This is a genomic window from Nocardioides sp. Z50_6 (assembly GCF_058215755.1).
On the sequence record NZ_JBZAJB010000002.1, the window covers coordinates 467,148 to 488,125 of the forward strand.

General features: G+C 74.2%; 21 protein-coding genes. 8 read left to right on the forward strand and 13 right to left on the reverse strand.

The window, feature by feature from the left end; translation table 11 throughout:
* Positions 1 to 51: 51 nt before the first annotated feature.
* Positions 52 to 1,197 (forward strand): AI-2E family transporter, encoded by a 1,146-nt coding sequence (locus AC4BGE_RS06950; protein ID WP_490574789.1) that lies wholly within the window; start codon positions 52 to 54, stop codon positions 1,195 to 1,197.
* A gap of 24 nt (positions 1,198 to 1,221) precedes the next feature.
* Here the strand turns inward: AC4BGE_RS06950 and AC4BGE_RS06955 are convergent, their stop codons facing one another.
* From AC4BGE_RS06955 to AC4BGE_RS06975, 5 genes are all read right to left on the reverse strand, one after another.
* Positions 1,222 to 2,208 carry a methylenetetrahydrofolate reductase gene (locus tag AC4BGE_RS06955; RefSeq protein WP_490574790.1) on the reverse strand — a complete coding sequence of 329 codons (987 nt, stop codon included), beginning with the start codon at positions 2,206 to 2,208 and terminating at the stop codon, positions 1,222 to 1,224.
* Positions 2,202 to 3,155: a hypothetical protein gene (locus AC4BGE_RS06960; protein ID WP_490574791.1), complete on the reverse strand. Its 954-nt coding sequence runs from the start codon at positions 3,153 to 3,155 to the stop codon at positions 2,202 to 2,204. Before AC4BGE_RS06960 ends, AC4BGE_RS06955 begins: the two co-directional genes overlap by 7 nt.
* Positions 3,156 to 3,187: 32 nt before the next feature.
* Positions 3,188 to 4,459 (reverse strand): ATP-binding protein, encoded by a 1,272-nt coding sequence (locus AC4BGE_RS06965; RefSeq protein WP_490574792.1) that lies wholly within the window; start codon positions 4,457 to 4,459, stop codon positions 3,188 to 3,190.
* Between the two features lie 220 nt (positions 4,460 to 4,679).
* A complete protein-coding gene (locus tag AC4BGE_RS06970) occupies positions 4,680 to 5,423 on the reverse strand; it encodes a GAF and ANTAR domain-containing protein (protein WP_490571925.1) in 744 nt (247 codons plus the stop codon).
* 40 nt (positions 5,424 to 5,463) lie between these two features.
* Complete coding sequence (locus tag AC4BGE_RS06975) at positions 5,464 to 5,841, reverse strand: MmcQ/YjbR family DNA-binding protein (RefSeq protein WP_490571926.1); 378 nt, start codon at positions 5,839 to 5,841, stop codon at positions 5,464 to 5,466.
* Between the two features lie 27 nt (positions 5,842 to 5,868).
* Between AC4BGE_RS06975 and AC4BGE_RS06980 the strand changes: the two genes are divergently transcribed.
* The 6 genes from AC4BGE_RS06980 to AC4BGE_RS07005 all read left to right on the forward strand — a co-directional run bounded on the left by AC4BGE_RS06980 (position 5,869) and on the right by AC4BGE_RS07005 (position 11,736).
* Positions 5,869 to 6,660, forward strand: a complete 792-nt coding sequence (locus tag AC4BGE_RS06980) for a class I SAM-dependent methyltransferase (RefSeq protein WP_490574793.1) — start codon at positions 5,869 to 5,871, stop codon at positions 6,658 to 6,660.
* Positions 6,661 to 6,717: 57 nt separating this feature from the next.
* On the forward strand, positions 6,718 to 7,179 hold the full coding sequence (locus AC4BGE_RS06985; RefSeq protein ID WP_490571928.1) for a GNAT family N-acetyltransferase: 462 nt from the start codon (positions 6,718 to 6,720) through the stop codon (positions 7,177 to 7,179).
* A 102-nt stretch (positions 7,180 to 7,281) separates the two neighbouring features.
* Entirely contained in the window at positions 7,282 to 8,334 is a 1,053-nt protein-coding gene (locus tag AC4BGE_RS06990) for an NAD(P)-dependent alcohol dehydrogenase (protein WP_490571929.1), read from the forward strand.
* 79 nt (positions 8,335 to 8,413) lie between these two features.
* Complete coding sequence (locus tag AC4BGE_RS06995) at positions 8,414 to 9,322, forward strand: ATP-grasp domain-containing protein (protein ID WP_490574794.1); 909 nt, start codon at positions 8,414 to 8,416, stop codon at positions 9,320 to 9,322.
* Between the two features lie 3 nt (positions 9,323 to 9,325).
* Positions 9,326 to 10,603, forward strand: coding sequence for a glycosyltransferase family 2 protein (locus AC4BGE_RS07000; RefSeq protein WP_490574795.1), 1,278 nt, complete (start codon positions 9,326 to 9,328; stop codon positions 10,601 to 10,603).
* Positions 10,600 to 11,736, forward strand: a complete 1,137-nt coding sequence (locus tag AC4BGE_RS07005; RefSeq protein ID WP_490571932.1) for a hypothetical protein — start codon at positions 10,600 to 10,602, stop codon at positions 11,734 to 11,736. Before AC4BGE_RS07000 ends, AC4BGE_RS07005 begins: the two co-directional genes overlap by 4 nt.
* Here AC4BGE_RS07005 and AC4BGE_RS07010 read toward each other — a convergent pair.
* From AC4BGE_RS07010 to AC4BGE_RS07045, 8 genes are all read right to left on the reverse strand, one after another.
* Positions 11,733 to 13,589 carry a sensor histidine kinase gene (locus AC4BGE_RS07010; protein ID WP_490574796.1) on the reverse strand — a complete coding sequence of 619 codons (1,857 nt, stop codon included), beginning with the start codon at positions 13,587 to 13,589 and terminating at the stop codon, positions 11,733 to 11,735. The genes AC4BGE_RS07005 and AC4BGE_RS07010 overlap by 4 nt on opposite strands.
* Positions 13,586 to 14,674, reverse strand: coding sequence for a PIG-L family deacetylase (locus AC4BGE_RS07015; RefSeq protein WP_490571934.1), 1,089 nt, complete (start codon positions 14,672 to 14,674; stop codon positions 13,586 to 13,588). Before AC4BGE_RS07015 ends, AC4BGE_RS07010 begins: the two co-directional genes overlap by 4 nt.
* A 115-nt stretch (positions 14,675 to 14,789) precedes the next feature.
* Positions 14,790 to 15,458, reverse strand: a complete 669-nt coding sequence (locus AC4BGE_RS07020) for a GNAT family N-acetyltransferase (protein ID WP_490571935.1) — start codon at positions 15,456 to 15,458, stop codon at positions 14,790 to 14,792.
* Between the two features lie 38 nt (positions 15,459 to 15,496).
* On the reverse strand, positions 15,497 to 16,153 hold the full coding sequence (locus AC4BGE_RS07025) for a hypothetical protein (protein WP_490571936.1): 657 nt from the start codon (positions 16,151 to 16,153) through the stop codon (positions 15,497 to 15,499).
* Positions 16,150 to 17,352, reverse strand: a complete 1,203-nt coding sequence (locus tag AC4BGE_RS07030) for a hypothetical protein (protein ID WP_490574797.1) — start codon at positions 17,350 to 17,352, stop codon at positions 16,150 to 16,152. The genes AC4BGE_RS07025 and AC4BGE_RS07030 overlap by 4 nt, the downstream gene beginning before the upstream one ends.
* Positions 17,349 to 18,629, reverse strand: coding sequence for a hypothetical protein (locus AC4BGE_RS07035; RefSeq protein ID WP_490574798.1), 1,281 nt, complete (start codon positions 18,627 to 18,629; stop codon positions 17,349 to 17,351). The genes AC4BGE_RS07030 and AC4BGE_RS07035 overlap by 4 nt, the downstream gene beginning before the upstream one ends.
* A 44-nt stretch (positions 18,630 to 18,673) precedes the next feature.
* A complete protein-coding gene (locus AC4BGE_RS07040; RefSeq protein ID WP_490571939.1) occupies positions 18,674 to 18,898 on the reverse strand; it encodes an amphi-Trp domain-containing protein in 225 nt (74 codons plus the stop codon).
* Between the two features lie 76 nt (positions 18,899 to 18,974).
* Positions 18,975 to 19,808, reverse strand: a complete 834-nt coding sequence (locus tag AC4BGE_RS07045; protein ID WP_490571940.1) for a hypothetical protein — start codon at positions 19,806 to 19,808, stop codon at positions 18,975 to 18,977.
* A gap of 198 nt (positions 19,809 to 20,006) precedes the next feature.
* Here AC4BGE_RS07045 and AC4BGE_RS07050 point away from each other — a divergent pair, with 198 nt between their 5' ends.
* Positions 20,007 to 20,873: a hypothetical protein gene (locus AC4BGE_RS07050; protein WP_490574799.1), complete on the forward strand. Its 867-nt coding sequence runs from the start codon at positions 20,007 to 20,009 to the stop codon at positions 20,871 to 20,873.
* Positions 20,874 to 20,978: the final 105 nt, after the last annotated feature.

Genomic DNA, 20,978 nt, shown 5'->3' on the forward strand with positions numbered 1-20,978 from the left:
CGGAGAGAGAACGTGCTCGGCAGACGCAGGACGCCACCCCCACAGCCCGTCGTGCCGGCGCTGCCGCCCGCGGCCCCTCCGCCGCCGCCGAAGCCGCCGACCCGCGGCGAGGTGCTCGACCGGGTGGGCGGCCGGATGGCGACCTGGTCGCTGCGGCTGCTGCTGATCGGGGCCGCCACGGTGGTGGGGTTCTGGATCCTCGGCAAGATCTGGGACGTCACCCTCCCGGTGGTGCTGGGGCTGCTGCTCGCCACCGTGCTCTGGCCGCCGACGCGGCTGCTGCGCAAGGTGATGCCGGCGGCGCTGGCGGCGCTGCTCACCCTGCTCGCCGGGATCGGCGCGATGGTCGGGCTGATCTTCGTGCTGGCGCCCCAGGTGATGGGTCAGTGGGAGGAGGTCCGCGACGCCGCGCTCGACGGCATCCTCGAGCTCCGGGACCTGATCGCCGAGGAGCCCTTCAACGTCAGCAGCGACCAGATCGACGACGTCTTCGACCAGATCCTCGAGCAGGCGCAGGGGAACGCCGGCTCCATCGCCGGCGGCGTCCTCACCGGCGTCAGCACGGCCACGTCGTTCCTGATCACCGGCATCCTGGCGCTGGTCCTGTGCTTCTTCTTCCTCAAGGACGGCCCCAAGTTCGTCCCGTGGATCAGCGAGCTCGCCGGCCCGCGGGCGGCACCCCACGCGGCCGAGGTCTCCCGGCGGCTGTGGGTCACGCTGAGCGGCTTCATCAAGGCCCAAGCCGCGGTGGGCCTGGTCGACGCGGTGGCCATCGGCATCGGCCTGGTGATCCTGGGGGTGCCCTTCTGGCTGCCGCTGTCGGTGCTGATCTTCTTCGGTGCCTTCATCCCCATCATCGGCGCCTTCCTGACCGGCGCGATCGCCGCCCTGGTCGCGCTGGTCACCGACGGCCCGACCAACGCCCTCATCGTGGTGCTGCTGATCGTCGTGGTGCAGCAACTGGAGGGCAACGTGCTCCAGCCGATGCTGGTCGGCCGCACCCTCGACCTGCAGCCCGCGCTGGTGATCCTCTCGGTCACCGCGGGTGGCGGCCTCGCCGGCATCGTCGGCATGTTCCTCGCCGTCCCGCTGCTGGCGGTCAGCGTGGCGCTGCTGCGCTACGCCAGGGAGATGCTGGAGGAGAAGGCGCGGCACCCCGACGAGGTCGATCCGCGGGGCCCGGCCATCGAGCTGTAGCCGACCGGGCGAGGCCTGGTCCGCTCAGCGGGGCAGCAGCGCCCGCACCCGGGCGGCCAGCTCGACCGACGCCTCGATCTCAGCGCGGCGCACCGAGACGCTCTCGACGTTGAAGCCGATCGGGGCGCCGAGCCGCTCCGCGTAGGCGACCAGCTCGGTGGCCGTGGCCAGGCACTGGTCGAACGACTCCGCCAGGGTGTCGTCGGTGTGGCGCAGCTCGTTCTGCATCCACCGCGGCACCCGGACCCCGAGCCACTGCAGGAAGTCGAGCGTCTTCGCCGAGCCGCAGACCGAGAGGGTGAAGACCAGCGGGACCGGCTCCACCGCGTCGGCGCGACACGCGTAGGCGTAGTCGGAGAGCAGGTCCTTGGCGGCGTTGACGTCGTAGACCACCTGGGTGACGAAGAACGAGCAGCCCCGGGCCTGCTTGGCGAGGAGCCGCGCGTGCTCGCCGCCGCGCTCCGCGTGCCGCTCGGGGATGGCCACGGCGCCGAGCAGCAGCCCGGCCGGGCCGCCGGGCCGGTCGCTGCCCGGCCCCTGCGGCAGCTCACGGTGCAGCTCCTGGTGCAGCTCACGGTGCAGCTCCTGGGCCCGGGGCAGCGTGGTCCGGACCGGCTTCTCGCGCGACGAGGCCCCGACGAAGACCGTCAGCACCCGGGCCGGGTCCTGGCCCCGCAGCCAGCCGGCGAGCTCCTCCTCGTCGTACTTGCCGACGCAGCGGTAGATGACCAGCGGCTTCTCCCAGGCCGAGAACTCCTCGGCGAAGTCGGCCGGGTCGAGGGTGGAGCTGAACGGGAAGGGCCGGTCGTCGGGGTTGCGGTCGCTCTCGTCGTCGATGTCGTAGAGGACGATCCCGTCGAGGTCGAGCCCCGCCAGCCGCTCCAGGGTCCGCTCGGCGACCTGCCTGACCTTCTCCGGCGGGCTCCCGGTGCGGGGCGGGGTCAGCCCGAAGAGCACCACGCCGCCGCGACGGTCCGCCAGACGGCGGACCAGACCGGGGTCGTTCAGCACTCGGCCCCGCCCTCCACGAACCAGCCGCCGTTGGCGTGCCGGATCAGGGCCAGGACGACCACGGGCCGGCCGTCGACGACCACGGAGGCCTCCGCGCGAGCGCCGTCGCGGGAGTCGATCCGCACCTCGGAGCCGGGCCGCGACCACGGCGCGACCGCGTCCCGGGGTGTGGTGCCCACCGCGGGCGCGGCGGCGTCGCTCATGAAGACCGAGGGCATGCCGGAACACCCGAGCCGCTCGACCATCGCGGACCAGCGCTGCTGCCGGCCCGGGTCGTCCTCGCCCGGGCCGTTGGCCGGACCGGGGTCGAGGCCCGCGCCCACCTCGGTCAGCGTCTCCAGCAGCGTCGGCGGCGCCTGGAGCACCCCGGTGACCACGCCCGGGTCCTCGTCGAGGCCCGCGACCCGGTCGGCCGGGCGACTGCTCAGCCGCACCTCGCGGCAGCCGAAGTCGTCGACGACGACGCCGGTCAGGTCGTCGTCGTGGGCGGTGACCAGCATCCAGCGCGGTCCCAGCTCCTGGGTGCACATGCGGTCCTGCTTCGCGGGAGCCAGCGCGGCCAGGTCGCGGTCGATCCCGGCGAGCAGCTCCTGACCGACCGGCTGGGGCCCGCCCACCCGCTGCCAGCCCGAACCGGATCCCGAGCCCTGGCCCGGGTCGTAGCGGCAGACCCACGCCTCCTGGGCGGCGGCCAGCGCCGGCGCGGCCGTGGCCGGCTCGCCGAACCGCTCGTCCTGGGAGGCGGGCTCGGGCAGCCGCGCGGGACAGACCTCTCCGTCCGCGGAGGCGATCTCGTCGGACCCGGTGGGCGCCGCGCCCGGTGCGTCCGAGGCCTCCTCGGTGCCGCAGGCGCCGAGGGCGAGGACCAGGCCGAGGAGCGGGACGACGGACGCCCGGGTGAGTGTCCGGGGGCGCAGGAGGCTGTTCATGGGGGTGGGACGCGCCACCCCCGCGATCGGTTCCGTCGGCGCCCGGCCCCTCATGCGGGGGGTACGGGCAGGCTGACGACGAACGTCGTCCCCGCGCCGAGCCGGGACGAGCAGCTGATCGTGCCGCCGTGGCGCTCCAGGGCCCGCCGGACGATCGAGAGGCCCAGGCCGCTGCCCGGCGAGGAGAGCGCGGCGGGGTTGGTCGAGCGGAAGAACTCCTCGAAGAGGTGCTCCTGGTCCTCCGGCGAGATGCCGAGGCCGGTGTCAGCGACCTCCAGGGTCACCGACCCCGCCCCGGGGGTCAGCCGCACGGCCACCCGGCCACCCTCGGGGGTGTACTTGACGGCGTTGCTGAGCAGGTTGGTGACGACCAGGTCGAGCTCGTCGCGCTCCCCCCAGGCGGGCACCGGGCCCGCGGGCAGCTCCCGCTGGACGGTCAGGCCCTTGCGGAGCACCTCGACCCCGAGCAGGTCGAGCACCTCGTCGACGACCGCCACCAGGTCGACGGGGGCGGGCTCGAAGGGCTGGGTCTCCTGGTCGGACCGGGAGAGGACGAGGAGGTCCTCGACCAGGTGCTGCATCCGCTTGCCGCCCCGCTCGATCACCTCGATGGAGTGCAGGACGCCGTGGGGCAGCTCGGTGTCGCCGTCCAGGATCTCCACGTGGCCGAGGATCGCGGTGAGCGGATTCTTCAGCTCGTGGGCGAGGGTGGAGATGAGCCGCGCCTTGTAGCCGTTGACCTCGCGCAGCTCGGCGACGATCCGCCGCTCCTTCTCGAAGGCGCGGGCGGTGGCGAGCGCCCGGCCGAGGTCGCGGCCGATGTCGAGGGCGGCGCGCTGCTCGCCGGGCGTCCAGCCGTTGTCGGAGTCGTTGCGGCTCAGCACCAGGGTGCCGAGGCACTCGCGACCGGCGCCGATCGGCACGCACAGCAGGCGGGTGATCCCGAGCTCGGCCATCATCTCGTAGACCCGCTGCTGGTCCCGCTCGGGCAGCACCCACGCGGGGGTGGTCTCCCCGTCGAAGATCGCGACGCCCTGGACCCGCCACAGCTCGCGGGCGACCACCCGGCCGACGAGCTTGAGCTCGTGCGGCAGGTCGAGCGTGCGCCCCCGGTCGTCGCGCACCGCGTCGTGGCCGAGGTCGTCGCCCTTGAAGGCTTGGATCCACACCCCGGAGGCGCGGAAGCCGTCCAGGATGGCCGTCTGGCAGACCTCGACGATGCGGGAGAGGACGAGCTCGGAGCTCACGGCGCGCACGATCGTCCGGGACACGGTGGCGAGCCTGACCCTCTCGGTCAGCTCGACGTCCAGGGTGGTGGTCATCGCCCACGGCCTCTCACGTGGCGCCCCGCTGCAGGGCATGCCTGGTCGAGCGTACGGTTACCGCCGGGTAGACGTCCATAGGACACAGCCAACAGCGCCGGGCCAAAGGTCCCGACCGTGAACGGGGCCCGTCGGGACGCGACGCGGCCGTCGCACCCCACTGCTAGAGCACGACGACCGCGTGTCGGCCGTACCCCGGTGACCCCGAGCGAACCGGGGTCTATTCAATCCGCGCAGCCCGCTCGCCGGCGCCCGCGATGCGCTGGTCCTCGGCCTGGTCGGCGATCACCCGCTCGGCGACCAGGCCCAGCTTGAGGTTGAGGTCCTGGGAGGCCTTGCGCAGCACCTCGAAGGCCTCGTTGGAGGAGATCCCGTGGGCCGCCATCAGCAGCCCGGTCGCCTTGCCGATCTCGCGGTTGCTGACCAGCCCCGCCCGCAGCGTCTGCGCCTCGGCGTGGTGGCTGGCGGCGCCCAGGGCGACGGAGGCGAAGGCGGCCACGAGGGCGCCGGCGCGGGCCGAGTCGTCGTCGAGCGCGCCCGGGGTCTCGGAGAAGATGTTGAGCGCCCCACCCTTGCGCTGCCCCACCCGGATCCGGTAGCCGATCATCCCGCGCACGGGCGTGCGCTCCAGCACCAGCCGGGCGAGCTCGGGCCAGGTGGATCCCCGGGTGAGGTCGCTGTCGATCTGGAAGGCCTCCTCGGTGATCGCGTCGTAGCAGGGGCCGTCGCGCAGCTCCTCCTCGAGGGCGTCGATCGTCCGGGCCACCTCGCTGGTCGGGCCGTGCACCGTCATCCGGCCACCCCCGGCCAGGATGGAGATCGCGGCATGGTCACAACCCGGCACGACGGCCACCGCCGTCCGCGTGATCGCGGCGTAGATCTCCTCGTAGCCGGGGCGGTCGTAGACGATCTCCGCGAGGGCGGAGAGCGCAAGGGTGACCTCACCCGGAATCTCATCACGCACGAGAGGATTATGCCGCACCCGGCGAAGCCCCCCCGCATCGTCAGGTCGCCGGGCGCTCGACCTGCGCGGCCAGGTGCGCAGGCGCCTGCACGCAGTAGGAGTCGGTCAGCGCCTCGGCCAGCTCCTGCCAGTCGGTCCGCTCGTCGAGCAGCATCCCGATCAGGTTGCCGCCCCACCCGGCGCGGAAGTAGGGCTCGCCCAGGTGCTGGTAGGCCGCCACCTCGTCGGGCTCGCCGCGGAAGGTGATCCGGAAGCGCTGGTCCTCCCCGCCGAAGACGTGCGCCACCGTGGCGCCGCCCACCCGCCACCGCACGCCGGTCCAGGCGGGCTCCTGCCGGCAGGAGGGCAGGGCCGAGAGCACCCGGTCGATCCGGGCGACCCACTCCTCGGGGACCACGGGTCGGTCAGCCAGCGCCATGGGGCGGAAGCCTGCCACGATCGCCGGATGAACCCCTACACGCACGGACACCACGAGTCGGTGCTGCGCTCCCACCGGTGGCGGACGGCGGAGAACTCCGCCCCCCACCTGCTGCCCCACCTGCGAGCGGAGACGACGCTGCTCGACGTCGGCGCCGGCCCCGGCACGATCACCGTCGACCTGGCGGGCCGGGTGGCCTCGGTGACGGCGACCGAGATCAGCGAGGAGGCGCTCGCGCTCAGCCGGGCGCTGGCGGCCGAGCGGGGCGTCACCAACGTGCGCTTCGAGGTGCAGGACGTGCACGCGCTCGACCTGCCCGACGACACCTTCGACGTCACCCACGCCCACCAGGTGCTCCAGCACGTCGCCGACCCGGTGCAGGCGCTGCGCGAGATGCGCCGGGTGACCCGGCCCGGAGGGTTGGTCGCGGTGCGCGAGAGCGACTACCGCGGGTTCGCCTGGTTCCCGGCGCTGCCGGAGCTCGACGAGTGGATGGCGCTCTACCAGGAGGCGGCCCGGGCCAACGGCGGCGAGCCGGACGCCGGGAGGCGGCTGCTGTCCTGGGCGCGGGCGGCCGGGTTCGAGGAGGTCACCGCGACCTCCTCCACGTGGTGCTTCGCCGACGACGCCGACCGCGCGTGGTGGGGCGGCATGTGGGCCGACCGCATCCTGGAGTCGGCGATGGGCGCCCAGCTGCTCGATGAGGGCCGGGCCACCCGCGCCGACCTCGAGCGGATCTCCGCCGCCTGGCGGCGGTGGGCCGCCGACCCCGACGGGTGGCTCTCGCTGCTGCACGGCGAGGTGCTCTGCCGGGCCTGAGCCCAGGGCCTGAACCCGGGCCGCCGGGGCGACCACGAGCGTCCTATCGTCGAAGACGTGCCTCCCACACCTCCCGTCCTGCGCTCCGCCGGCTTCGCGGAGTTGACCACCACCGAGCTCTACGCCCTGCTCCGGCTGCGGGTCGACGTCTTCGTGGTCGAGCAGGAGTGCCCCTACCCCGATCTCGACGGCCGTGACGACGAGCCCGGCACCCGCCACGTGTGGCTCGAGCGCGACGGCGAGGTGCTCGCCGCGCTCCGGGTGCTCCGGGACCCGGACGCGACCGTGATCGGCCGCGTCGTCACCCGCGGCGACCAGCGCGGCCACGGGTACGCCGCCCGGCTGCTCACCTCGACGCTCGAGTGGCTCGCGACGCAGGGGGGTGCCGGCACGGTGCGGATCGGCGCCCAGGCCCACCTGGAGCAGTGGTACGCCCGGTTCGGCTTCGTCCGCACCGGTCCGGGCTACCTCGAGGACGGCATCGCGCACCTGCCGATGGGGCTGACGCTGCCGGCCTGACCCGGCCTGACCCGGCCTGACCCGGCCTGACCCGGCCTGACCCGGCCGGCCCCGACCGAACTCCTCCGGGGGAGCTTGGGACGGGTCTGCTTCACTGGCTCGGTGACCAGCCAGACCGCCACCCGAGCCCTCGTCGCCCCCTCCGCGGGCGCGCCCTTCGAGCAGCGCACCGTCGAGCACCGGGCGCTGCGCGACGACGACATCCTGATCGACATCGCCTACGCCGGCATCTGCCACAGCGACATCCACCAGGTCCGCGAGGAGTGGGGCAAGGCCATCTTCCCGATGGTGCCGGGCCACGAGATCGCCGGCACCGTGGCCGCGGTCGGCGACGGGGTGACCAGCCACCAGGTCGGTGACCGGGTCGGCGTCGGCTGCATGGTCGACAGCTGCGGGGAGTGCCAGTACTGCAAGGACGGCCAGGAGCAGTACTGCGAGAAGGGCGCAGTGATGACCTACAACGGCCGCGGCTACGACGGCGAGGAGACCAAGGGCGGCTACGCCCAGCAGGTCGTCGTCTCCGAGCGGTTCGCGGTGCGGATCCCCGAGGGGATCGGCCTCGACGAGGCGGCTCCGTTGCTCTGCGCCGGCATCACCACCTGGAGCCCGCTGCGCCGCTACGGCGTCGGCCCGGGCAGCAAGGTCGCGGTGATCGGCCTGGGCGGGCTCGGCCACATGGCGGTCAAGCTGGCCGCCGCGCTCGGCGCCGAGGTCACGGTGCTGAGCCGCAGCGAGGCCAAGCGCAAGGACGCCGCTGAGCTCGGTGCCACGGCGTACGCCGCCACCGAGGACGCCGAGAGCCTCAAGCCGCTGCGCAGCTCGTTCGACGTCATCGTCAACACCGTCAGCGCCGACCTGCCCATCGCCACCTACCTGCGCCTGCTCAAGCCGCTCGGCACCCTGGTCAACGTGGGCCTGCCCCCGGGCGCCTTCGAGGTGCCGCCGGGGATGCTGGTCGGCGGCAGCCGCTCGATCGCCGGCTCCAACATCGGCGGCATCCCCGCGACCCAGGAGATGCTCGACTTCTGCGCCGAGCACGGGATCGGCGCGACGATCGAGACGATCTCGGCCGACCAGGTCGACGCCGCCTACGACCGGGTGGTCGCGGGAGACGTGCGCTACCGCGTGGTGATCGACACCTCGACGCTGGGCTGACGCCGGCCGGGCACACCCTGCTGCCCACCCGGGCCGCAGGACCCTGGTCGCCGGGCGCGCCCCTGCCTACAGTCGTGGGATGAGCGCCGCCGCCGACCAGCGCCGGACGATCCTGGTGACCGGTGCCGCCGGACCCGCGGGTCGCACGCTCGGCGCGCAGCTGGCCGGGCGCGGCGATGCCGCCGGGCTGCGGGTGCTCGGCGTCGACCTGGCCCCGGTCGACGTCCCCGGCTACGAGGAGGTCGGGCCGGTCGCGGGCGCGCTCGACCCCGACTACGACCAGGCCATGGTCGAGCTGCTGGCCAGGCTGGGTCCCGACCTGGTGCTGCCCACGGTCGCGGAGGAGCTGACCCGGCTCGCCGTGCTGGGGGCGGCGGCCGGACTCGGCGACCGGCTGGTGCTCTCGGCCCCCGGCCCGGCCGCGCTCGCCGCCGACAAGCTGCTCACCATGTGGGCGCTGGAGCGGGCCGGAGTGCCGGTGCCGTCCTTCGGCGCCGCGGACCGCCTCGGCTCGGCCGCCGAGGCGCTGGCATGGGCCGCCGGACCCCTGGTGGTCAAGCCCCGGGTGGCCAGGGGCGGGCGCGGGGTGCACGTGGTGGAGTCGCCGGACGACCCGGCGTGGCATCAGGTCGACGGCTCCTGGGTGGCCCAGACCTTCGCGCCCGGCACCGAGTACAGCCCGCAGGTCTACCGCTCGCCGACCACCGGCGGGTGCGTGGTGGTGGTGCTGGAGAAGACCGGGCGCAAGCAGGGCCGGGTGGGCAACGCGACGTCCGTCGTCAGGCTCGCGGACGGGGCCGCGCCCGACGTTGCCGAGGTCGCGGCCGCCGCAGTGGTCGCGCTCGACCTGGTGGGGCCGGTCGACCTCGACGTCCGCCGGACGACGGACGGCACTCCCGTGGTGCTCGAGGTCAACGCGCGGTTCGGCGCGGTCTGTGCCGAGGCTCCCGAGCTGCTCGGATCCGTCCTCGAGCAGTGGCCGCGATGAGCGATGCTCTCCTTCCTGGCGGCCCTCCTCCTGGTCATCGTCCTGCCGTTGGCCGTGCTCGGGCTCGTCCGGCTGCTGCTCGTGCCGTGCGCGCTGCTCTTCGAGCTCAGGCAGCGCCGGCAGTCACCCGGGCCGGCGGGGTGCGGCCCGCTCTTCACCGAGCCGCCGCTGGTGAGCGTCGTCATCCCGGCGTTCCGCGAGGGGGTGGTGATCGACAACTGCCTGCGTTCGGTGCTGGGCAGCGCCTACCCGCGGCTCGAAGTGATCTGCGTGGACGACGGGTCCCCCGACGACACCTACGAGCGGATGGTCCGCATCGCGCAGGCACACCCCGGCCGGGTCACGGCCCTGCGCCAGGAGAACGCCGGCAAAGGCGCGGCGCTCAACACCGGGCTCGAGATCGCGACGGGCGACGTGCTGATCCTGGTGGACGCCGACGGCCTCTTCCGTCCCGACACGGTGCTCCGGATGCTGCGTGGCTTCCGCAGCCCCCGCATCGGGGCGGTCTGCGGCAACGACCGTCCGGTCAACCTGGACCGGGTGCAGACCAGGCTGCTCGCGCTGATCAGCCATGTCGGGACCGGCCTGATGCGGCGTGCCCTGGACGTGCTGGGGTGCCTGCCCATCGTCTCGGGCAACAGCGGCGCCTTCCGGCGCGACGTGCTCGAGCGCACCGGGCCGCTGCGCACCGACACCCTCGGCGAGGACCTCGAGCTCACCTGGCGGGTCCACCGGGCGGGCTTCCAGGTGGCCTTCGCGCCCGACGCCCTGGTCTACGCCGAGTCGCCCTCGACCGTGCGCGGCCTGTGGCGCCAGCGGGTCCGCTGGGCCCGCGGCCTGCTGCAGACCACCTCGATGCACTGGCCGGTGCTGGGCAACCCCCGCTACGGCCGGTTCGGGCTCTACCTGCTCTTCAACACCGCCACCCAGGTGGTCGCCCCCTTCGCCCAGGTGACGGGGCTGGTCACCCTGGTCGTCCTGGTCACGACCGACGGCGTCCGCTGGCTCCCCGACCGGTGGTGGGCCTGGGTGCTCGTGCTGGGCGTGCCACTGGCGCTCGGCCTCCTGCTCCTCGCCTGCCTGCTCGACCGGGCCCTGGGCGACCTGCGCTACCTGTGGACGGCCCTCCTGTGGCCCGCCTACTCCACCCTGATGACCTTCGTCATGCTCGATGCGGTCCGCCTCGAGCTCACCCATGCGGAGAACCGATGGAACAAGCTGGAAAGAAGCGGGACCGTGTCAGTGGCGGAAGTCCGCGACGACGAGGGCCGTGGCTCGTGATCCTGGCCGTCCCGCTGGTGCTGACCGTGCTGGCGGCCCTGCTGATCGCCCGGCCGTGGGAGGAGCTGCCCACCCTGCGGCCTGACGAGCGCCCGGACGAGATCCGCTCGCTGAGCATCGACTTCTCCACGGTCGTCGACCCCACCACCAACTGGGGTGCCGTCGACGAGCGGCTCAACTCGGTCGACGCCAACGCCGTCGACCTCAACGCCGGACGGGTGGAGTTCACCGCCTTCGACTGGGACGAGCACCCGGAGGCGGCGGCCCAGCCCGGGTTCGACCACATCAAGCGGGCCGCCAGTGCGCTGGCCCGGACCGACGACGGCACCCCCCGGTCGTTCGCCCTCATCGTGGACGCCTACGTGCCCGGCTGGATCCAGGACGACCCGTCGATCGCGGGGGTCTCGGCGGACGGCACGCGCTCCCGCTACCGTGCGTCTGCCTCGCAGCTGGCCCGGGGCGAGGTGGGCGACCGGCTGGTCGACTACGTGGCGGCGCTGGGCGCCCGCTACGAGCCGAGCCAGATCGCGGTCACCGAGCTCTTCCTCAACCGGTTCAGCTTCGGCGACGACGACCTCGGGCTCTTCCGCGAGATGACCGGCGAGCAGGACTGGCCCCGCACCCCCGACGGCGAGATCGACGAGCAGGGGACGACTCTCACCACCTGGCGGGCCGAGGTGCTGGCCGGCCTGATGAGCCGGATGCGTGCGGCGCTGGACGAGGTCGACGACGGGGAGGGCGCCGAGATCGAGCTGGCCATGGACGTCCGGCTCGACTGGGAGGACCCCGCGGTGGGCTCGCTGGGCAGCGGCCACGACTACGCCGTCCTGCTCGAGGCGGTCGACCGGCTCGTGCTGTGGGCCTACGTCTTCGAGGACCGCGCACCCACGGACATCGAGGAGGTGACCGCGGGGCTGCAGGCCGCCGGACTCGACATGTCGCGCTTCACCATCTCCGTGGGCCTGTGGGCGCGAGGACCGGGTGGGGACGTCGACGACGCGATCACTCCCTCCCGGCTCGCCACGTCGGTCCGCGCCGCCCAGACGCACGGGATCTCCCACGTCAACGTCACCCCGCTCCGGCTGATGTCGGACGAGGCCTGGGCGGCGCTCGCGGAGGTGTGGAACCCCTAGCCCTGCCCCTGACTCTGACCCGGCCCTTGCCCCTGCCCCGGGTGCTGGTCCGGGTGCTGGTCCGGGTCCGGGTCCCTTCTCGCTGCCGCCTCCGGCAGCGGGTAGGCCCCGGAGTCGGTCGACCGGGCCGTGTCGCTGTGCAGGTCGGGGAGCAGCGCGTCCACCTCGGTGCCACGTCCGAGCTCGCTGCGGATGGACATGGTGCCGCCGTGCTGGGAGACCACCGTCTGGGCCAGGGAGAGTCCGAGCCCCAGCCCGGGCACCTGACGGCGCCGGCTCTCGCGGGTGCGGTAGAAGCGCTGGGTGATCCGCTCCAGCTCCTCCGGGGCGATCCCCACGCCCTGGTCGACCACCCGGATCCGGGCGGCCCGCTCGCCGTCGGGGGCGGTGGCCCGCTCGGCACTGACCACGACGTGCGTCCCCTCGGGGCTGTACTTGAGCGCGTTGTTGATCAGGTTGTCCACCACCTGGCCCAGCCGCTGGCCGTCGGAGACCAACGGGACCGGCGAGTCGCCGGCGACCTCCAGGGTGATCCCAGCCCCGGTCGCCTCCGGGCCCTGACTGGCGACGGCCGTGCGGACCACCTCGGCCACGTCCAGCTCCTCGGGCACCATCGGAACGCCGCGAGCCACCCGGGCGCCGAGCAGCAGGTCCTCGACCAGCGCCCGGAGCCGGCGGGCGTTGCGGCCGATCACCTCCAGGTAGGTGCGCTGCTCCTCGTCGAGCTGCCCGCCGTGGAGCTCGAGCAGGTCGAGGTAGCCCAGGATGGCCACCAGCGGGGTCCTCAGCTCGTGGCTGACCAGGCTGAGGAACTCCTGCTGGGCCTTCTCGGCCGCCTCCCGCTCGGTGGTGTCGGCGCCGATGAAGAGGTAGCCGGCCGGCACGGCGTCGTCGGGGCTCTCCAGCCCGTCGCGCAGGGTGACGGTGTACTCCAGGTGGCGCTCGGTGCCGTCGGGCAGGGTGCGCACCAGCTCACCGACGTAGGGCTGTCCGTGCGCGGCGTCGCCCACCAGCAGCGTCATCGCCTCGTCATCGGTCAGCAGGCGCTCCCGGATCTCGCTGCCGGCCTGTCGCACCGGGCCGAAGAGCTCGAGCAGGGAGTGGCCGACCAGCTGGTCGGTCGGACGTCCGAGCAGCCGCTCGGCGCCGATGTTGGCCAGCAGCACCTTCCCGGCGAAGTCGGTGGCCACCACCGCCTGCTCGGTGGCGGCGGACATGATCGTGAACATCGTGTCCCGGGAGCGGCGCAGGTCGCGGGCCACGAGCGCGATCCGGTTCCTGGCCGCGACGAGCTGCTCGGACTGGCGCCGGACCGTCTCGGAGAACGCGTGCAGCCCCAGCGCGACCGTGATGACCATGATCATCGTGACGAGCGCCCGGACGGCAGGGAACCCGGGGTCGGGAAGCACCACGAGCGGCGCGACCAGCACCACCGCGGACCCGACCAGCGCGATCGACACGGCGGTCCGGCCCGGCGCCAGGGACAAGGTGACGACCGGCAGGAAGAGCAGCACGTCGAGGCTGCCCACCCCCTCCCCGGCACCGAGGTCGATCAGGCCGACGGCGAGCAGCGTGGGCACACCGAGGATGTAGGCACCCACGGGCGAGCTCCGGTCCCAGGTGCCGAGCCAGGCCACCAGCTGCATCGCCACCACGGTCGCCACGCCCGCGACGATCAGCCACGGGTGCCGCGGAGTGATCGCCAGCGGGACCAGCGCCGCGATGAGCACGTAGAGGACGGTGGTCGGCAGCTGGCGCAGGCCGGAGGCGTCGGCCCGGAACCACGCCCGGCTCAGGCGGGCGAGCCGGCCCGTGGTCGGCTCCTCGGCGAGGAGGAGCCAGGAGTCGCTCACCGGCGTTCCCGGGCGTCATCCCCGTGCTCGCTGTCGGCGTCCTGCCCGTCGACGGCCGGAGCGACGCGCACCCGCGAGGTGGTCACGACCAGCTCGGTGGCGCGCAACGTCTCCAGGGGCTCCACCTCGCGGGCCGGGCTGAAGCGGGACCAGTAGCGCGCGGTGGTCCGCACCACGTCGGGCTGGATGTACTCGCGGTGCGACTGGGAGACGAACGCCGCGAGCATCTGCAGCTTGGTCTCCACGAACCCCTCGACGTCGACGAACCGGTTGGGCGCGAAGTCGACCGTCGAGGACGGGCTCTGGAAGCACCACACCGAGCCGACGCCCCGCGCACCGATCTCGACCGCCTCGTGGACCGCGCGGTGGTCCTGGTGCCGGTCGTGGGCCCCGTGGGTGTAGATCCGGTCGGGCTGCAGGTCGGCCACCACCTCCTCCACCGACGTGATCAGCCCCTCCGCCGGCACCAGGTGGGTGTCCGGGTACTCCAGGTGGATCAGGCGGGCACCGACCACAGCGGCGGCGTCGGCCGCCTCGCTGCGGCGCTCCACCGTGTCGCCGCCCACCGCTCCGCCGGACATGATGAGGATCGTCAGGTCGTCGCCCGCGGTGGCGTGCGCGGCCAGGGTGCCGCCGACCCCGATCTCGACGTCGTCGGGGTGGGAGCCCACCGCCAGCACCCGCTGACGGGCTCCGCTGCGGCGGGTCCGGGTGAGCTCGGCCAGCTCGGTGGCCCGCTCGACCAGGATGGTGGCCGGCACGGGCTTGGTGAGGAACTCGTCGGCCGCCTCGCGCAGCGCGACCACCGCGTGGTCGAAGGTGGGGTAGGCGGTGAGGATGATGATGGAGAGGTCCGGGTCGATCTCGCGCACCCGCGGCAGGATCTCCAGGCCGGAGCGACCCGGGAGCATGATGTCGCTGACCAGCACGTCGTAGGCGCCCGGCTGCATCCGCGCCAGCGCGTCCTCCGCGGTGCCGACCACGTCGACGGAGAACCCGCCGTGGCGGCTCAGCGCGATGCGGATGAACTCGGCGGAGTCGCGGGCGTCCTCGAGCACCAGCGCCCGCAACTGGAGCTCGGCCACGGTGACTCCCCTCCGCCGGAGGTCGGACCACCACGGTAGGCCCGTGGAGGGCCGGCGTGCACGGGCCAGAAGTCACATCGGCCGGGTCACCGGCCCGTCTCCGACGGTGGAGGCGTCACTGCCGGCGCGGGGAGTCGGCGAACAGGTGGCACAGCAGGTCGCGGCTGCGCAGCTCCGTGCGGCGCGGGTCCGCCAGCACCGGGTGCAACCGCTCCCCCGCGACGCTCCCTTCGACGACCCCGAGCTCGGGCCCGCCGGCGTCCGGGGTGGCCGCGTCGAGCAGCACCTCGACGTCGTGGATGCCGGAGCCGGTCTCCAGGATCGTCGTCGGTCCCAGCCTGCGCAGCATCGCCAGGGAGGCCGGGTTGTCCTGCAGCACCTCGGTGAGCACCCTGGTCACCCCGGCGGGGCGGCTGCGCACCAGCTCCGGCAGCAGCGCGGAGGCGACCCCTCGGCCCTGCCACTCGTCCCTGACCGTCACGGCCAGGTCGGCGGCGTCCGGGAGGTCGGGGTAGCGCACCAGGCGGCCGATCGCCACCGGGGCGTAGACGTGGTCCTCGACCTCGGGGCAGAGCACCAGGGCGACGTGGTCGACCCCGTCCACGTCGTCGACGAGGTGGGAGAGCATCGCCTCGCTCAACCGGGTCATGGGGGTCAGGAAGCGCAGTCGTCGAGACTCCGGCGAGAGCTGCTCGAACGCCTCCGCGAGCCGCTGCTTGTCGGTGTGGTCGAGGGCGACGACCCAGGCGTGGGTGCCGTCTCGCAGCATGACCTCTTGCGCCATCGGACCTCCCAGGTCGGCGGACAGCCTCTCCCGCGAGCCTAGGCCGTCGCGCGTGACACCGCTCTGCGGCGCCAGCCCAGCACGATCGCCAGCACGATCCACACGCCCAGGAGGACGGGCGAGGCGTAGAGCACGCCGACGAAGAACCCGCCGACCGGTCCGCCGTAGTAGTCGAACTCGCGGCGCTCGAGCGGCTCCTCGGGCAGCTGCGCGATCCACTCCGGCAGCCGCAGTGCCGCCTCGCCCAGGTACTCCGGCTCCCGCTCGACCCGCGGCCCGTCGTACGGCCCGTCGACGAGGGCGTAGCCCTCGGAGACCTGCGTGGTGCTTCGCTCCGGTCCCTGCCACAGCACGACCACCGCCGGCTCGTCGAGCCGGTGCAGCATCTGCTCGGCGGCCTGGGCGTAGTGGTCGTAGCCGGCGGCGCGGCTCTCCCGCCAGACCACCACGTGCACCGGCAGGTCGCGCTCGGCGATCGCGGCCGCGACGGCCGCCTCGCCCTCCTCGTCGAGGAGGTGACGCGCGTCCTCGCTGACGTGCACCCGGTCGTCGCGGAGCCCCTCGACCGCCGCCACCACCCGGTCGCCGGCGTTGCCGAAAGCGCGCTCGGCGCCGCTGTCGAGGTGGAGCACCACCGGCACGACGGCCAGTGCGCCCAGCGCGAGCGAGACGGGCAGCCGCTTCCACCACCTCATCGCAGCTCCCGCTGTGCGGCGGCCACCGGGTGCCACAGGTCGTCGACGAAGGCGCCGTACCCGGTCCGGGCCCACACCGTGTCGGCCTCGTACCAGGGGCGGCGCCGGCCGAGCACGCCGGCCGGCACCCGCATCGGCTCCAGCGTCCGCTCCGGGGCGTCGCGGCACCACTCGCAGACGGGCACGGTGAGGTCCCGGTCGGCGACCGGCACCCGGCGACGGTGCGGTCCCTCGCCGTGGCGGGGGTCGAAGAAGCAGGGACGGTAGGGCTTGGGGCGCCCCTTCCGCGACCGGGCCGCGAAGTCGAGCGCCCGGTCGGCCGTCCGGGTGAGCACCAGGGCGCCCACCAGGTCGTCGAGGTCCGTCTCGTCGGTGCCGGTGCGGTCCAGCACGGTGCGGGCGGTGTCGTAGGAGCCGTCCACCAGGATCCGGGTCTCCTCCGTGAGCGCCGCTCCGGTCGGGGAGGCCAGCCGCTCGGCCAGCGCGTCGAGCTCGCGCTCGGCGAGCGCCCGGACCTCGTCGGGGCCGGGCAGCGGCGCCGCCTCCCGCTCCGCCTCGACGGGACGTCGCGGCGCGAGGGCCGAGAGGGTGCGCCAGCGGTGCACGAAGCGGAGCACCAGCCAGGCGCAGCCGCCCACCACCAGGAACGCCATGGTCGACCACACGGCGTAGTCGCCCGGCATCGGGTGCTCGTAGTCGAGGTCCCACTCCGGGGGCTCGCGCCAGACCTCCTCCTCCGCGAAGGCTCCCCACTCCTCGGGGCTGAGGTCGCCGTTCTCGGCGAGCACGGTCAGGTCGCGGGCGGCCACGCCGGGCAGGCTGAGTGCGGCGTCCGCCCCTCCTTCGGGGGCGTGCTCGCTCTGGGCCCGGTAGCGCAGCGACTCCTCGGGGACGTCGCCGAAGGTCACCAGCGCGTGGGCGTAGCTCACCGGGTCGGTCTGGACCCAGAAGACCGCGTCGCCGCCGATCCGCTCGTGGAGCAGGGTGGCGAGCTCGCGGTCGGGGTCGTTGCCGGAGAGGCCGTCGGGCGCCGGCACCATCACGACGTACGCCGGGAAGGGCGCCTCCTCGACGATCTCGCGCAGCCCCTCGCGCACCTCCTCGGTGTGGCCGTTGCCGAAGAGGACGTCGACCTGCACCGGGTCCTCCAGCAGCGCCTCGGCGAGCTCGTCGGGGGTCGGGCCGGCGGGGGCGTTCACCGCAGCTCCCGGTGGATCCGGGTGACCAGGTCGGGCTCCAGCGCGCCGAACCCGGTCGACGCCCACGGCTCCCGGTCGGTCTCGAAGTAGTGGCGCGGCCTGCCCTGGACCACCACGTCGAGGATGTCGGGGCGCCGGCCCGCCTGCAGGTCGCGGCGGCAGGCCTCGCAGATCGGCGCCTTGACGGTGCCCGAGTCGTGCTCGAGGGTGCGGTCGCGGCCGGCCCGCCCGTGCAGCGGGTTGAGGAAGCACGGCGCCGCCGGGGTGAAGGCCCTGCCGCGCCTGGCCGCCGCGAGGGCCTCCTGGCCGCGGCCGGCCAGGACCACGGCGCCCACCGCGTCGAGCGGGTCGACGGGGGCCGCCGGGTCGTCGTCGGCCGGGAGGACCCGCCCGGCCGCCTCGTAGTGGTCGAGCGCGGCGGCCCAGGCCGCGCTGTCGGAGCCGGTCATCTCGGCGGCGTCGATGCTCTCCCCGAGGCGCAGCACGTCTCTGCGGGCGCGCCGGACCAGCTCGACGTCACCGGCGGCCCGGACCCGCTCCAGGACCGAGTCGGGCAGGACGAACGTCGCCGACGAGCCCTGGCCGCGCAGCCGGGTCACGGCCGTCTTGACGCCGACGACCACGATGGCGAGGAGCAGCACCACGAGCGCGCCCTCGGCCACCCCGAGACCGTCGTCGGACCCGCCGTCGGAGCGGTCCGACGGGGCGAGCGTCTGGGTCCGGCCGCTCTCCCGCTCCTGCCGGGTCTGCTCCAGGGAGGCGGTCCGGCCCTCGGCCGCGTCGCGCACCAGCTCCCCGAAGGTGCCCTCGGCGAGGCCGTCGACGATGCGCAGCAGCCCCTCGCCGAGCTCGTGCGGGGCGCCCACCCCGTCGGGCTTGCGGTCGCCCTCGGAGAGCACCAGCTCCACGTCGTCGGTCAGGTCCTCCGACCCGGCGACCTCGCCCCACTGCAGGATCGCGAGGTTGAGCTCGGTGCCGTCGGGCAGCCGCGGGTAGAACGCCTCGCCCTCCCGGCTGCGCCAGATGTTGTTGACCCCCACGTAGAGCCCGTCCGGCCCACCGGCGTCGTGCACCCGCACCAGCAGGTCCGACCCGCCGTGGATGCCCTCCTCCGGCGGTTCGACCAGCACCAGGTTGAGGGGCACCCCGGCCTCCCCGGCGGCCGTCTGGATCTGCTCGAGCTGGCGGGGTGGGATCCACCCCTCGGCGCCGGGCCCCACGTGCACCCCGCCGGCCTGGAGGTCTGCGACGATCGCGTCGATGTCGCGGTCGGGCACGCGGGTCTCCTCAGGGTCGTGGGGTCGGCTCGGTCACCTGGTCGTCACCAGGTGAGCTCGATCTCCAGCTCGTTCTCGTCGCCGCCGATCTCGACCTCGACCTTGAGGGTGACCTCGTCGGGCACGTCGACGGTGATCCGGTGGCCGTTCTTCTCCAGCTCCACGGAGTTGTGGCGGGCCAGCGCGTCGGCCAGCGCGTGCAGCTTGGCGGCGGCCTCCTCGCGGCTCATCTTCTTGGTCTGGTCGATGTCGAACAGGTCGTCGCTCACGTGTCTCTCCCTCGTTCCCGACCCGGACGGGTCGCGGTGTTGCCCAGACCGTATCCCGCGGCGCGGGAGGCCTGCCTCAGACGTGGCCGCTGAGCTGGGCCATCCTGGCGGCGAGGGCGTCGACCATCGCGCTCGCCTGCTTGGCGGGGAGCGCGGAGCGCCGGTCGCCGCCCTCGCTGGAGACGGGGAGCACGTCGACGGAGAGCCGCGCCCCGCCGGCGAGGGCGCGCAGCTCGTCGAGCCGGTCGGCGAAGGGGGAGCCGCTGCCGGGCGAGTAGTAGGCCAGCGCCTCCTCGACCCGGTCGGGGTAGAGATCGGTCTTGGTGACCGCGACGACGAGCCAGACCGGCTTGTCGCGGCGTACCGCCATCGAGGCGATCCGGTGCGCGGTGATCGTCCAGTCCTCCAGCTCGGCGGCGAGCTGCTCCTCACGGGTGGCGCTGGCGGCGCCGGTGGTGCCGGCGGTGCGCCGCGGGGTGGCGTGCCCCCAGGCCACCACGTGGACGACGCCGTCGACCGGCTCGTCGTGGAAGACCTCGTCGAGGGCGCCCAGCCTGGTGGCGGCGTTGTCGCCGGGCACCACCAGGAAGCGGAACCCCTGGAGCCGCCGGGAGCGGCGGGTACGGCGCTCCATCACCGCCGAGCCGACCTCGGCGGCGCCGGCGTTGGTGGTGCGCCGGGTCAGCCGGTCGGCGAGCTGGGTCTTGCCGACCCCGGTCATCCCGGTGACGGCGACGACGGGGAAGCGGCGGCGGAAGAGCCGGCCGACCCGCTCCGGGGTCGCGGCGAGGCCGGTGAGGAGACCGCCGGCGACGGTGACCCCGAGGGCCGACCGGCTGCTCCCCCGGGCCGCGGCGGGCAGCAGCCTGCGGATCCGGGCGGCGGTGGGACGGGACGCGGGGTCGGGCACGTGGCCTCCTGGGGCGCGGATCGGTCGCGGCTGGGAGTGAGCCTACGGTGACGGTCGTGAGCCGCCCAGGGTCAGCCCGGCTCGCTCCCGGCTCGCGCCAGGCCAGTCCGGGCTCACTCCGGGCTCGCTCCAGGCTCGCTCCAGGCCAGTCCAGGCCAGTCCAGGCCAGTCCGGGGTCGTCGGGGGCAGACTCGAGGCATGGCGGGTGCGGGGTCGACGAAGGTGGGCGCGGGTTCCGCGGTCCTGCTCGTCGTCGGCCTGCTGCTGCTCGCGGTCGCCGTCCCCGCGACGTGGGCGGACCGGACGCTCCTCGACGACGCGCGCTTCAGCGCCGCCGTGGCCCCGGTGATCGAGGAACCCGCGGTCCGCGACGAGGTGGCCGCCGAGATGACCGACGCCGTCCTGGACCGCGTCCCGGCGCTGGCGCCCGCCCGGAACGCGGTCGCGTCGTCGTTTCTGCGGCTGGTCGCCACCGACGCCTTCGCCGACACCTGGCGCACCGCGGTGGAGTCCGCCCACCGTCGCGCCGTGGCCGCTGTCCGCGGCGAGGACGAGGGCCTGCGGGTCGGCGACACCACCGTGCGGGTCGAGCTGGCGCCGCTGATCGCCGAGGCCAAGCAGCGCCTCGTCGACTCCGGGGTGCCGTTCGCGCAGCTGATCCCCGAGGTCGGGGCGTCGTTCGTGCTGGTGGACTCCCCCGAGGTGGGAGAAGCCGTCCGGGCGGCGCGCTTCGTGGACACCTGGGCACCGTGGCTGCTCGCGGCGAGCCTGCTGGTGCTGCTCCTCGCCGTGGCGGCGGCCCGGTCGCGGGCCCGGGCCCTGGGCTGGGGCGGGCTCGGGGTCGCGATCACGATGGCGTCGGTGCTGGGCGGGCTGGCGCTGCTGCGGTGGCGCTACCTGGGCGAGATCGAGGACGCCGGACGCTCCCCCGCCGCTGCGCGGGCGGTCTTCGACGCACTCACCTCGTCGCTGCGCAGCACCACGCTGGGTGCGGGCGCCGCGGGTCTGGCCGTGGCGGTGCTCGCCTGGCTCTGGGTGCTGGCGCGCGGGCGCCGCTCCGCCTGAGCCCGAGCGGGCGTCGGGCGCGCAGGCCGGCGGGGCCGGGGCAGGCCCGCGCATGACGGGCGCGCCGGCCGGGCACCGAGTGGTCGGGCGAGCGCAGGAGGAGCG

What these genes read in the sequence shown, in the direction of transcription:
- AC4BGE_RS06965 (WP_490574792.1), bottom strand. Translation starts at nt 4,459, where the DNA reads ATGACCACCACCCTGGACGTCGAGCTGACCGAGAGGGTCAGGCTCGCC.
- AC4BGE_RS06975 (WP_490571926.1), bottom strand. Translation starts at nt 5,841, where the DNA reads ATGGCGCTGGCTGACCGACCCGTGGTCCCCGAGGAGTGGGTCGCCCGG.
- AC4BGE_RS06980 (WP_490574793.1), top strand. Translation starts at nt 5,869, where the DNA reads ATGAACCCCTACACGCACGGACACCACGAGTCGGTGCTGCGCTCCCAC.
- AC4BGE_RS06995 (WP_490574794.1), top strand. Translation starts at nt 8,414, where the DNA reads ATGAGCGCCGCCGCCGACCAGCGCCGGACGATCCTGGTGACCGGTGCC.
- AC4BGE_RS07000 (WP_490574795.1), top strand. Translation starts at nt 9,326, where the DNA reads ATGCTCTCCTTCCTGGCGGCCCTCCTCCTGGTCATCGTCCTGCCGTTG.
- AC4BGE_RS07020 (WP_490571935.1), bottom strand. Translation starts at nt 15,458, where the DNA reads ATGGCGCAAGAGGTCATGCTGCGAGACGGCACCCACGCCTGGGTCGTC.
- AC4BGE_RS07025 (WP_490571936.1), bottom strand. Translation starts at nt 16,153, where the DNA reads ATGAGGTGGTGGAAGCGGCTGCCCGTCTCGCTCGCGCTGGGCGCACTG.
- AC4BGE_RS07050 (WP_490574799.1), top strand. Translation starts at nt 20,007, where the DNA reads ATGGCGGGTGCGGGGTCGACGAAGGTGGGCGCGGGTTCCGCGGTCCTG.